The organism is Halobacillus sp. SY10 (assembly GCF_045401165.1).
Classification (GTDB): Bacteria; Bacillota; Bacilli; order Bacillales; family Halobacillaceae; genus Halobacillus; species Halobacillus aidingensis.
This window is the reverse complement of sequence record NZ_CP174345.1, coordinates 1,670,437-1,682,620: the sequence shown is the minus strand read 5'-3', so window position 1 is coordinate 1,682,620 and position 12,184 is coordinate 1,670,437. Positions and strand designations below refer to the sequence as shown.

The following is a 12,184-nucleotide window of genomic DNA, read 5'->3' as shown; positions in this document are numbered from 1 at the left end:
GGTTCTCGAAATCCCTCTTATAGTACCCTGCCTAATTCTGTGGCAAAGTCCTGCCTAGTTTCCTTTACCTCCGCCAGCTCAGTCCAGTCCATACGCCGCTGGTCAAGGCGCCTCCACACTTAAGGTAGGAGTCTCGCCATTCCCCTCCGTCCCTTGCCGTAAAAGATTCTCGAAACTACCTTCCAGTAACAAGCGCTTTTATGGTTAAGAATCCTATATCGACGTGGTTTATTCGATGTTGACTTATCGTACAGAAGCGAGGGAAGTCTTGAGTGGGTGGGGCTGTGGGGAATAGCTCGCTTTCCGTGGGAGCGCGGTGAGCCTCCTCGTGCTTCGCTCTGCGGGATCTCATCCTGCTCTCTTTTCCTCTTCGATATGCGGTTCCGGCGCCAGCGGCTAATGACAAAAGTCTCAAAACTGAGTCTTCTAGAATAGGGAGCTTATTTGATGGAAGAGAGATGCGTTATAATGGTAGGAAAGATATTTGAGGGGAGTTGGTGGAGGTGCCTGTCATTGTTCAGCGGACATTTATTAAAGCAACAGTGGATGTGTGCTTTGATCTCGCGAGAAATGTGGATGTTCACACACAAACGACCAGCAAGACGAATGAAAAAGCGGTGGCTGGGGTGACGGAAGGTTTGATGGAAGAAGGAGACGAAGTAACGTGGGAAGCGACACACTTCGGGATCCGCCAACGACTGACGGCCCGGATCACAGAAATGGACCGGCCCCATCGTTTTGTTGATGTGATGGTCAAAGGAGCTTTCCACTCGTTCACCCATACCCATGAGTTTTTCGAAAAAGCAGAAGTTACAGTGATGGTGGACACGTTTGCCTATAAATCACCACTCGGCCCTCTCGGTATGCTCGCCGATCGGCTGTTTCTGGAGAAACATATGAGAAGCTTCATAGAACTTCGCGCCGCTGGATTGAAAAAAATGGCGGAAAAAGAAAAAGACTCAGAGGTAAACTCTGAGCCTAAATGATTACGGAGTAAGGGTCAGGACATCGCCGTCCACTTCTTCAGTGGATGTCAGGTGGTACTCCCCTTCCACCCAATCTTCCAGTTGATCATGGTACCAGTCACTCCTGAAATGGCCGGATTGTCCTGGTCCGACGACGTGGTACGCTTCGGTCGGATCATCCATGTCGATGACAAAACGCCACGATGCTCCGTGATTGACGAGACCTTCGCTGTTGAAACCAGCGGCACGAACAGTCACCCGGTTGCCACTGACTGGATGAGGATCGCCTGGGTTCAGGAATCGTTCCAGGAATCCGATGCTTGAGAGTGGATGAGTAAATTCGACGGCATGAGCATCTCCCCACTTCCATTTAGAAGGCTCTTCCCCGAATTCTTCCACCACTTCATCGATCGTCGCATGAAAGGCATTGGAAATCATAGGATTCATGCCTCCTGCTTTTTGAACCCACCGTGACTCTTCCCCCATACGCAGCAATTCATCGGTCGTCTGCCCGGAGCCTTTGAAAAACTTTTGAATATCCGCGGACAAATCTACATTGTAAAGCTCATCTTCAATGTTCGCCATCCAGCGATGGAAGATCAGAGGCTGGGCGAGCGCTCGGTCATCCTCCATATTCCACTCCTCCATTAAAGCGGTCACTTCTTTTTCAATCGTGGTTACAGGTTCGACATGATCAAGCAATAAAGGCAGAAACTCTTCCGCCTGGAGGTTTTTCACATCCATCTGCATCGATTGGAATTGTTCCGGCGTCAGCTCATTTTCCCCTTCGAGCATTTCGCTGATGCGTGCGTAACGATAAGGCTGTGCCCAATTGTGGCTGATATGGTAAGGGTAGTCATCTGTTGTAATTTTATTGTTCGCAGTCGCAATGAATCCTTCTTCCGGGTTGACCACTCGCGGCAGCTCATCAAAAGGAACGAACCCCTGCCACTCATCCTCAGACTCCCACCCCCGCATCGGAAGCAACGCATCATCCGGTTCATTATAAATCGGCACCTGGCCATTCGCCTTGTAGGCAATCGTTCCGTCTTTACTCGCAAAAACGAAATTCTGCGCGGGAACGAGGAATTTTTCCAACCCTTTTTCAAACGACTCCCAATCATCGGCGCGGTTCATTTCTAGGACCGCTTCCAGTTCAGTCGTCGCATCAAGAGCGGTCCATCGTAACGAGAGCAGCGTATCTTTTCCAGACTCCCCCGCGTAATCACTGATTACAGGTCCGTGACGGGTCTCTACGACCTCGAGCTCAACAGGCTCACCGTCTTTCACATCAATCGTTTCTGTGAACACATCCGCTTCTTCCCATTCGTCTTCATATAAAAATTGGTGCGGATTCTCGGGATTCCTTTTTTCTAAGTATAACTGCTGCACATCAGGCCCGACGTTCGTCACACCCCAGGCGATGTTGTCGTTATGTCCGAGGATGATGCCGGGGATGCCTGCAAAAATTACTCCGGAAACGTTGTAGCCGGGAGCTTCGAGGTGCATCTGGTACCAGATTGATGGTGTCGCCATTCCGAGGTGCGGGTCATCAGCGAGCATCGGAGATCCGGATGCCGTACGATCTCCACTCACGACCCAGTTGTTGCTGCCATTGAATTCGTTCGGAATGATCACTTCGGCAAAGCTTTTTACAATATCGACCGCTTCTGCTTCAGCAAGGACTGTCGGGGCACCTTCCGGATACGTCGGGAAAAGTTCATACGCTTCCTCTTCAGAAAAATTCTGCATGAGATAATAGTTGAACGCCTGCCGCTCCCAGTGGCCGCCAAGGTCAAACGCCATGTATTTTCCGATCGTCAACGAATCGAGCGGTGTCCACGGTTCCGGGTCGATATTCATCATCGCAAACTCCGGAGGCAGCGGTTCGTTATTTATGAACGCATTAACCCCTTCCGCAAACGCCTCAAGCCGTTCGACGGCTTCGTCTGAATAAACCGCCAGCGATTTTTCTGCGGCCCGTCTCAGACCGAGCGTCCGGAAATAACGGTCCTGATCGACCGTCGCCTCCCCGACCACTTCACTCAACCGGCCCGAGGCCTGCCTGCGCGCAAGCTCCATTTGAAATAGCCGATCCTGCGCCTGCACATAGCCTTGGGCGCGAAAGACATCGAGTTCGTTTTCAGCCTGAATATGAGGCACACCCTGATCGTCCCTTGTCACGGTCACGGAAGCTTCCAGTCCGGCAAGTGATGCCTCCCCGTCGGTCTCGGGCAAACTCCTTAACGTGTAAGCGTTTACAAAAATCACAGCACTAACGATCAATAACACGATGATTCCAAGCGTCAGCCAGGTTGCCTTTTTCCACCGTGGCCTTTTCTTTTTTTGTGGATCGATCTGTCGAGCTGTCTCCATTCCCCCACCTCCAAAACTTTTCTTCATTATATCTCATTTTCGAGAAAATAGATTAAAAAATTTTCGAAACGGGTATGGAACGAATGTGCTTGACTTTGGAGGTGTAAAAATGGAAAAAATCAAAATTAGTGATACATCCATGGAAGCGAGCCGCATCGGCCTTGGCACATGGGCGATCGGCGGCTGGATGTGGGGAGGCACGGATGAAGAACAATCCGTTAAAACGATCCACTCTGCGCTTGACCAGGGCATCAACTTGATCGATACCGCACCTGCTTATGGGTTCGGACGCTCAGAAGAAATCATCGGAAAAGCCGTCGAACAATATGGGCGACGTGAAGACCTTCTGCTTGCGACGAAAGTGGGCATCGACTGGAACGAAGACTCCGTGTTCCGTAATGCCAGCAAAGAGCGCATCCATAAAGAAGTCGAAGATTCACTGAAACGATTGAAAACCGATTATATCGATATTTACCAGGTCCACTGGCCGGATCCGATCACACCGATCCACGAAACAGCGGAAGCTCTATCTTACTTGTACAAACAAGGAAAAATCCGCGCCATCGGTGTCAGCAACTTTTCACCAGAACAAATGGACATCTTCCGTGAAGCGGCGCCGCTGCACACGTTACAGCCGCCGTACAACCTGTTCGAACGGGACATCGAGTCGAAAACACTCCCTTACGTCCAGGACCATAACATCACGACCATTTCCTACGGCTCGTTATGCCGTGGACTGTTGTCAGGAAAAATGTCCACAAAACGTGAGTTTGAAGGCGACGACTTGAGAAACAATGATCCAAAATTCCAACAGCCACGCTTCAAGCAGTATTTGAACGCTGTAAACGAACTCGAACAGCTCGCTGAAAACCGTTTTGGCAAAAGCGTCCTACAGCTCGCCATCCGATGGGTGCTTGACCAGCCAGGCTCCGGCATCGCCCTCATGGGAGGACGCCGTCCTGATCAGCTCAACCCGATTGACGGCGTAGACAGCTTTACGATCGATGAAGAAACACGACACGACATTGATGAAATTTTGCTGAAACACGTGAATGATCCCGTGGGGCCGGAGTTCATGGCTCCCCCTGATCGTCAGGAATTAGGCTTAAAATAAAATTTTGGGCGGACCCTCTCTCGTAGGAGGGTCCGTTTTTAAGTTTGAGGACATTGAACCGTAGTTAGAGAACGTTGAGACTGCGTTAGGGCGCATTAAAGTAGAGTTACGGGACATTGAGCTTGCGTTAGAGGACATTGAAAGGTTGAACGAGCATAGAAAACTAGAAACCCATAAAAGTTTAGAAACTTTTATTCTCGTCAATCGTATAAAGGAAAGGAACAGAAACTCAGGAGGTACACGTTTATGGATATACTTATTTGGGTGATCATCATCGCCTGCTTCATCGCTAGTTTTGCAAGCGTCATTTTTCCAATCATACCGGCACCGCTCGTGCTGTGGATCGGATTCCTTGCTTATGCGTTTTTCATCAATGGCAGCGGGCTATCGGTCTTCTTCTGGATCGGAGCGGTCGTTTTAACTATACTGCTCATCGTCTCTGACATCATTGCCAACAGCTACTTCGTGAAAAAATACGGTGGAAGTAAATGGGGCGAGCGATCAGCGGCGATCGGTGTCATCATCGGATCGTTTATTATTCCGCCGTTCGGCATCATCGTCATTCCATTCGTGCTCGTCATCGTTGTGGAACTTGTGCAGAAACGATCGTCGGAAGAGGCCTTTAAAGCAGCCATCGGCTCTCTGTTTGGCTTTCTCAGCGGGACGGTTGCCAAAATCATCATTCAGGCGATTCTCATTATCTGGTTTTTCTTTGACATTTAAACGCGATAGAAAAATCTCAGAGTTCATGGCTCTGAGATTTTTTTGTTTCTTTTTTTATGCGTTAAGTTCATCGTATTCGGACCGGTCACGATCATTGGGCGCATCCTTCGTCACATAGGTGCCGCCGATAAAATCATGGACCCCTCTTTTATCTTCCCTTAGTCCGACCATGAAGGCGCTGACGACGAGAGCGATCCCGAACGTCACAAAGTACAATAACCCCCCGACAAGCTCACGTAAGACGATATTGATAAAAGTAACATCTGAACCATCGGTTTTGACAATTCTGTTTCCCAATGCTCTTCTGCCAAGCGTATAGCCATACCATATCGGCGGCAGAAGAAGGGCATAAAAAATCGACAATACATCGATAACTGTGAAACTTTCCCGAACAACGAACTCACCCGTTATGACTCCGAAAAAGCCAGCCAAAATGAACCCATCTAAAAACCTTGCGCCGACTCTGTTCCAAAAACCAGCTGGATTTTCCAAGTTCCATCCCCCCATGACCATTCCTGTTGCTACTTTTGTTCTACCTATGTATATGTACTCATTATTATGGATGATATTGGTATTTTCAAACGAGAACGCTTTTGTGAAAAGTGCCACAATAGTGAAGATCATCATCCAAGCCTCTCTAAATTTTATGCTTCCCATTTAGTGATAAATGAAAAAAATCCCAGAGGTTGTTTCTCTGAGATTTTTCATGCCCATCGTTTCGTTCATTTTTTCTCTCTCTGCTGTTCTTTAATCAGGACTTTCAGTAAGGATTTGGTTTCCTCAACATCTGCTTGTTGCTTTTTTAACAATTTCTCCATATAGCTCACTTGGAAAACAAGATATAAAAAGAGCGCAAAACCCATGATTACCCATAAAACCCCCATATTCCCCCTCCTACAACGGCTTTCGTCACTTGCCAAAACAAGTATAGCAAGCACCATCCAGGAGTGACAATCATTTAGTGGACATACGCTTATTTCATGAAACGTCTTTTACCTCAGACTTATTCCTATCCTCGCTCTTTTCCTTAGATAAGAACCAGCCGCCAACAGCAATCAACAATAGAATCGACCAGAACGTGATTTTCCATGGAGCGCTTTTCGCAAAACCTTCGGATAAAAACGCGATTTCCGGGTGGGCCATCGTATAGACGGCAAGCTTGACGCCTACCCAGCCAACGATCATGTAAGCGGCTGTTTCAAGGCCCGGACGGCGGTCAAGCAATCCGACAAAATAGCTGGCCGCAAACCGCATGATGACAAGACCGATGATTCCCCCGGCAAGAATGACAGCGAAGTGACCACCATCCAATCCTCCGACTTGCGGGAGACTTGTCAAAGGTAAGGTTACGGCTAAAGCAACTGCTGCAAGGATGGAATCGACCGCAAAGGCAATATCTGCAAGCTCCACTTTTATAACCGTAGCCCAGAACCCTGATCCTTTTCTTTCCATGGTTTTGGCTTGTTTGATTTTAGGTTTAAGCACATGCTTCTTCAATAAATGATAGACCGCGATCCCAATAAGATAGAGGGCTCCGATGGCCTGCACCTGCCAAATGGTAACGAGGTAGGAAATGAGAAACAAAGAACCGAAACGGAACAAAAAGGCACCGGCTAACCCGTAAAATAAGGCTTTCTTTCTCTTTTCCTCAGGAAGGTGTTTCACCATCGTCGCGATGACGAGCGCATTATCCGCAGCAAGAATCCCTTCAAGACCGATCAAAATCAACAACACCCAGCTGTATTCCATAACTAAACCGAAGTCCATCTTCTTTACTCCTTATTTTTTAAGTTTTTTAGTTTACGACGATCTCATCATGATCAAAACTTTTAGCATTGTTTTCATAGACCAGCCGCGTCTGCAGTTTATAAGATTTCCCCTCTGATAATAGAGGAAGATTTCGCGGCAGTTCATAGCGGAAGGGATACTCATCATACCCTCCCGCTTCCATTGTCCGTGTCATGAGGACAGTGGTGACCGGCTCTACCAATAGAGGCTTCCTCCCCCGCTCAACGACGACCAAATCGCATTCGAGACGCTTGATGTTCTGCTTTCTCCAACTTCCAGAGAGTTGAAAGATTCCTGACAAAACATAGGGATCCTCTCCTTTTGAGTCCAGAACTAGATCCACCTTCGGCTTACCGCCCCATAATCCATTCATCCATTTCGTTAACAATGAAAATCCCTCCTATGAATATAAAAAAACCTTTACCAACAGATGGTAAAGGTTTTTGAGAGTTCTTCATCATATCCCTTCACCATCATGGCAAAGGTCTCGCGAACAACGTTACGTTGCCAGGTATGCCGGAGGCCGGATGGGCCACGTAATGACGACATAACTGCAAGCTACTCCCCTTTGGAGTTATATAAGCTCTATTGAGCACAGTTTTCACTCGTTGACTGTAACTTAATCATATTTAATTTTCAGAAAAATGTCAATTCTTTTTTTCTTTTTTTTCAAGCTTTTTGTATGGTTTCGATATGGCAGAGGACGCTGCCACCGAGAAGCCAGTAATGGGTAAGAAGCTAGTCTCTACCCAGCGGTGTTGTATGGCGCGAATCCTTATCGGTGGGTTTTAACCTTTTATCAGTGGGTTTCGAGATTTTATCGGCGACTTCCGGGCTTTTATCGGTGGGTTTCGCACATTTATCGGTGACTTTACTGACTTTATCAGTAATTTCCCCAGCGAGCTTAGTTAAAAAAAGAGGGTGAAGCCATTATGGCTTCACCCTCTACGTTTGTTACCTTCCCATGCCCTTCAGAAAATGGAGGAGCATCGTGATGCTGCGGTTGATTTCCGGGTCTTTCAACGCTTTGGCAAGGTCCAGGAACGACGTCTTGTCGGTCGTCCCTTCTCCTTCCATCGCTTCCAGACCGTGATTCAATCGTGAGCTCAGCTCACGGATGCCGCTTACATTGATCTCTCCTAACAGGAAGACGAGTTCAGGCAGGTTGCGCAGCAAAGGTTCGTATTGATCCTTATCGATTTCTTTCACAACGTTCGCTAAGGCTTCATCTTTCGCTTTGACAAAAGCGGTCACAGAATCCAGGGTTCCTCCGTTGTCGAGCGCCTTCAGCAATTCAATCCCCTTCAAAAGAGAATCTTTGTTGTCGGCGACGGCTTCTTTCACTACGCGGACATCCTGCTCGATCTGGTCTTCCCTTGATACTTCATACCTTTTGATTTTCGTAATGGCTTTGGCCATCATCGTCCCCCCTTGCCTGGGAATATATAATCTTCACGCTTCCATTTTTCCTGTACTTTGACACCTTTTTGCGGAACAGGATTCCCGCGGCGGTGGTTGTTGTGTGGGATCGGCGACTTGCCTTTTTTCTTCAACACTTTCATCTTCACCGCGATTTCCTTATATGCTGGTGTATCCGTATCTTTATCCACACGGTTATCTGTCAAATAGTTGATGGCTGACTTGCCATTGTCATTCAGTGGCAGGAACAGTTCATTGCCACGGACACGGTCGGTGACGGTAACGGTGCCTGTCGCTTCTCCTGCTTCTGAGATCAGCTTCACTTCGGCTCCTTCTTCAATGCCACGTTCTTTCGCAAGCTCTTGCGACACTTCAATGAAGGCGTTCGGAGTTTTCCGTCTAATTCCTTCAGATTTATATGTCATGTTTCCTTCGTGGAAGTGCTCGAGCAGACGCCCGTTATTCACATGCAGGTCGTATTCTTCATCCGTATCATACATCAGCTCATACGTCAGTGGGTACAGCTTCGCTTTTTTATCTTCAAAAGGAAATCCTTCCGTGAACAAGAGCGGCTGATCGGATCCGTCTTCTGCGACCGGCCATTGCAGGGACTTGTACCCTTCAAGACGATCGTAATGGACACCCGCAAACAATGGTGCAAGGCCTGCTGCTTCGTGCATGATTTCAGATGGGTGCTGGTAGTTCCAGTCACGTCCCAGTTCTTTTGCGATCAGTTGAATGATCTGCCAGTCCGGCTTCGTTCCTTCAAGCGGCTCGAAACTCTGATACAGACGTTGGATGCGGCGTTCGGTATTCGTGAACGTTCCTTCTTTTTCAAGGCTTGGAGATGCTGGCAGCACAACATCCGCGTATTCAGCGGTTTTTGTTAAGAAAAGATCCTGTACGATGAACAAATCTAACTTTTCAAAAGCTGCCGTTACGTAGTTAATGTTGGAATCGACAACCCCTGTGTCCTCACCCATGACGTACATCATGGAAAGCTCATCATTATGGATCGCCTCGATCATTTCGTGGTTATCCATACCCGGCTCTTTCGGAATCGTCGCATCCCACGCTTTTTCATAGCGGGCGCGGACGTCATCATCTGAAGTCGCTTCATAACCAGGGAAGAAGTTCGGCATGCTTCCGAAATCACTACATCCCTGCACGTTATTGTGGCCGCGGAGTGGATAAGCCCCTGTTCCCGGCTTGCCGTAGTTCCCTGTAATAAGAAGCAGGTTACTGATGGCTGTACTCGTATCACTTCCGAGCATATGCTGCGTGACACCCATGGCCCAGCAGATGGCTACAGATTCCGAATGGGCGATTTCTTTCGCGACATCCTTCAATTCCTGTTCAGGGATGCCGGTCAACTCGGAGGCATAGGCCATCGTGAACGGCTCCAAGCTTTCGCGGTATGCGTCAAAATCATTGACCCATTCCTCAAGGAAGCTCTTATCTTCCCAACCTTGGTCAAGAATGTACTTCGCAACAGCGGAAAGCCAGACGAGATCCGTACCTGTCTTCGGCTGGTAAAAGCGGTCGGCGCGTTTCGCCATTTCGTGCTTTCTCAAATCAAAGACGAAGAGTTTCTGCCCGAACAGCTTTTGGGAACGTTTAATTCTAGAAGCTAAAACTGGATGGGATTCTGCCGTATTCGATCCAATCGTTAAGACCAGTTTACTTGCGGCGATATCATCGATCGATCCGGAGTCTCCCCCATATCCGACTGTACGGAACAATCCTTTCGTCGCTGGTGCCTGACAGTAACGGGAGCAGTTATCGACGTTATTCGTCCCGATAACTTGACGGGCCAATTTCTGCATCACATAAGATTCTTCGTTCGTCGCTTTCGATGAAGAAATGAATGCCAGGTGGTCCGCGCCTTTTTCTTCCTTGATCTCTGTCATACGATCAGCGACATGGGCGATCGCTTCGTCCCATTCGACTTCTTCAAAATGGTCGCCACGACGGATGAGCGGCTTTTGCAGACGTTCTTCACTATTGACGTAGTCCCAGCCGAACTTCCCTTTTATACATGTCGAAATCCCATTCGCCGGAGATTCGGCGCTCGGTTCGACTTTAAGGATTTCTCTTCCTTTCGTCCATACGTCGAAGGAACAGCCGACACCACAGTACGTGCAGACCGTTTTTTCCTTTTGGATGACTTCTTCGCGCATCGCTGCTTCCGTATCAGATACAGCGAAAAGCGGACCATAGCCCGTCTCTACTTTTTTCGTCAAATTGATCATTGACTTCAAAAGCCCAGGCTCGGTGTCGGTTAAGAATCCGGCATCGCCTTCCATCCCTTTTTCCATCATTGCGTTACAAGGACAGACGGTGGAACACTGCCCGCAGTTGACGCAGGACGATTCGTCGATCGGCACATCATTATCCCAGATGACACGTGGTTCCTTGCGATCCCAATCGATCGTCAGCGTCTCGTTCACCTGGACATCCTGACAGACCTCGACGCAGCGACCGCAGAGGATACACTGATCCGGGTCATAGCGGTAAAAAGAACCGGAGTCGTCCTTTTCATAACTCGTCGGCTGAAACGGACGGGACTGATGTTCCAGTCCAAACTCTGCCATCGTATTGTGAATCTCACAAGAGCCGTTGTTGTAATCACAAACCGTACAGTACAATTCGTGTTTTTCCAAAATGCGGTCCAACGACTCCTTCTGTGCTTTATGTACATGAGGAAGTTTCGTTTGGACTTTCATCCCTGCTTTCACACTCGTGCCGCATGCGCGCGTCAGTTCGCCATCGACCTGGACGATACACGTATCACACGTCTGGATCGGACCCAGCGATTCGTTGTAGCAGATTTGCGGCACCTGTTCTTCCGCCTCGTTCATCAGTTGAAGCAGATTCTGCCCCGGTTCAGCCAAAAATTCTTTTCCGTTGATCGTCACTACCGTGTGTTCATTCAATCGTTACTCCTCCTCCACTGGCTGCAGCAATACGCCTCGGATGAGTGTACACATTCATCCGCTCCCCCCGTAAAAATCCGACAGCCGTAATGTTCAAATCATCCGCAAGCTGAAGGGCTAAATCTGTCGGTGCCGATTTGGACAACAGGACACCAAACCCCATTTTCGATATTTTCAAAAGGACTTCTGAAGAAATCCTGCCTGTAAATAAAATGATCTTCCCTTTTCTGCTTACGTTTTCTTTCAATAAAAAACCATACAATTTGTCCAGCGCGTTATGACGGCCGATGTCCGCATACGCTTTCACTATTCCATCTTCTGTGGCTATGGCTGCCTGGTGCACCCCGCCCGTCCGTTGGAACATGCCCGCCTGGGACTGGAACTCTTCCATCAATTTGTAGCAGACATCAGGATCGAAGGTACTCTCATCCATGGCTGTACGGGCTGTCGCCGCATCGCTTTGAAAATAAAACGCCCGGCTTTTCCCACAGCAGGATCCCAGCCACCTTTTTTGACCACTTTGCATCTCCGGAAGGCTCTTCACTATTTCCACATAAGCAAACCCACGGTCTTCATCGATGGTCATCTCCTTGATTTCTTTCACATTCCGAATCAGACCTTCGGATGCGAGGAATCCGATGACCATTTCCTCTTTGTCCATCGGAGTGCAGACCATCGTCGCGAATTCTTCCCCGTTGACGGTCACCGTGAGTGGATACTCGATAGCGACTTCATCTTCTTCAGAGGACCATTCTCTCTCTCGAAATCTATGAATCTGCCACGACCTCGTCCCCAATTTTTTACCCCCTTACCAATCGTTCCCTAACTTATTCCCGTTCTTTCGACAAAACAAACACCTGCCA

Annotated in this window: 11 protein-coding genes; 3 read left to right on the top strand and 8 right to left on the bottom strand. The window is 48.4% G+C overall.

The genetic code is table 11. The features are described from left to right. Positions 1–503 precede the first annotated feature (503 nt). Entirely contained in the window at positions 504–986 is a 483-nt protein-coding gene (locus ACJA3J_RS08640) for a cell division protein (protein WP_406946043.1), read from the top strand. Here the strand turns inward: ACJA3J_RS08640 and ACJA3J_RS08635 are convergent, their stop codons facing one another. Further along, positions 987–3,341 carry a penicillin acylase family protein gene (locus ACJA3J_RS08635; RefSeq protein ID WP_406946042.1) on the bottom strand — a complete coding sequence of 785 codons (2,355 nt, stop codon included), beginning with the start codon at positions 3,339–3,341 and terminating at the stop codon, positions 987–989. A 109-nt stretch (positions 3,342–3,450) separates the two neighbouring features. Between ACJA3J_RS08635 and ACJA3J_RS08630 the strand changes: the two genes are divergently transcribed. After that, the gene (locus ACJA3J_RS08630; RefSeq protein WP_089651072.1) at positions 3,451–4,455 is read left to right on the top strand and encodes an aldo/keto reductase; all 1,005 of its coding nucleotides are present in this window, start codon (positions 3,451–3,453) and stop codon (positions 4,453–4,455) included. 246 nt (positions 4,456–4,701) lie between these two features. After that, the gene (locus tag ACJA3J_RS08625; RefSeq protein ID WP_089651071.1) at positions 4,702–5,178 is read left to right on the top strand and encodes a DUF456 domain-containing protein; all 477 of its coding nucleotides are present in this window, start codon (positions 4,702–4,704) and stop codon (positions 5,176–5,178) included. A gap of 54 nt (positions 5,179–5,232) precedes the next feature. Here ACJA3J_RS08625 and ACJA3J_RS08620 read toward each other — a convergent pair whose 3' ends face one another. The 7 genes from ACJA3J_RS08620 to fdhD form a co-directional block, all read right to left on the bottom strand. Next, positions 5,233–5,685: an RDD family protein gene (locus ACJA3J_RS08620; protein ID WP_089651135.1), complete on the bottom strand. Its 453-nt coding sequence runs from the start codon at positions 5,683–5,685 to the stop codon at positions 5,233–5,235. A gap of 215 nt (positions 5,686–5,900) precedes the next feature. After that, positions 5,901–6,062 carry a hypothetical protein gene (locus ACJA3J_RS08615; protein WP_406946041.1) on the bottom strand — a complete coding sequence of 54 codons (162 nt, stop codon included), beginning with the start codon at positions 6,060–6,062 and terminating at the stop codon, positions 5,901–5,903. A gap of 94 nt (positions 6,063–6,156) precedes the next feature. Continuing rightward, entirely contained in the window at positions 6,157–6,945 is a 789-nt protein-coding gene (locus ACJA3J_RS08610) for a TerC family protein (protein WP_406946040.1), read from the bottom strand. A gap of 28 nt (positions 6,946–6,973) precedes the next feature. Beyond that, positions 6,974–7,354, bottom strand: a complete 381-nt coding sequence (locus ACJA3J_RS08605; RefSeq protein WP_244157047.1) for a sporulation protein — start codon at positions 7,352–7,354, stop codon at positions 6,974–6,976. Between the two features lie 566 nt (positions 7,355–7,920). Beyond that, positions 7,921–8,385 (bottom strand): DUF1641 domain-containing protein, encoded by a 465-nt coding sequence (locus tag ACJA3J_RS08600; RefSeq protein ID WP_406946039.1) that lies wholly within the window; start codon positions 8,383–8,385, stop codon positions 7,921–7,923. After that, positions 8,385–11,321 carry a formate dehydrogenase subunit alpha gene (fdhF, locus tag ACJA3J_RS08595; protein ID WP_406946038.1) on the bottom strand — a complete coding sequence of 979 codons (2,937 nt, stop codon included), beginning with the start codon at positions 11,319–11,321 and terminating at the stop codon, positions 8,385–8,387. The genes ACJA3J_RS08600 and fdhF overlap by 1 nt, the downstream gene beginning before the upstream one ends. After that, positions 11,314–12,117 (bottom strand): formate dehydrogenase accessory sulfurtransferase FdhD, encoded by an 804-nt coding sequence (fdhD, locus tag ACJA3J_RS08590; protein ID WP_406946037.1) that lies wholly within the window; start codon positions 12,115–12,117, stop codon positions 11,314–11,316. Before fdhD ends, fdhF begins: the two co-directional genes overlap by 8 nt. Between the last annotated feature and the right edge of the window lie 67 nt (positions 12,118–12,184).

Bases quoted from the DNA above. Each gene is read 5' to 3' on its own strand.
- ACJA3J_RS08615 (WP_406946041.1), bottom strand. From the start codon at position 6,062: ATGGGGGTTTTATGGGTAATCATGGGTTTTGCGCTCTTTTTATATCTT.
- ACJA3J_RS08630 (WP_089651072.1), top strand. From the start codon at position 3,451: ATGGAAAAAATCAAAATTAGTGATACATCCATGGAAGCGAGCCGCATC.
- ACJA3J_RS08610 (WP_406946040.1), bottom strand. From the start codon at position 6,945: ATGGACTTCGGTTTAGTTATGGAATACAGCTGGGTGTTGTTGATTTTG.
- ACJA3J_RS08600 (WP_406946039.1), bottom strand. From the start codon at position 8,385: ATGGCCAAAGCCATTACGAAAATCAAAAGGTATGAAGTATCAAGGGAA.
- ACJA3J_RS08635 (WP_406946042.1), bottom strand. From the start codon at position 3,341: ATGGAGACAGCTCGACAGATCGATCCACAAAAAAAGAAAAGGCCACGG.
- ACJA3J_RS08620 (WP_089651135.1), bottom strand. From the start codon at position 5,685: ATGGGGGGATGGAACTTGGAAAATCCAGCTGGTTTTTGGAACAGAGTC.
- ACJA3J_RS08625 (WP_089651071.1), top strand. From the start codon at position 4,702: ATGGATATACTTATTTGGGTGATCATCATCGCCTGCTTCATCGCTAGT.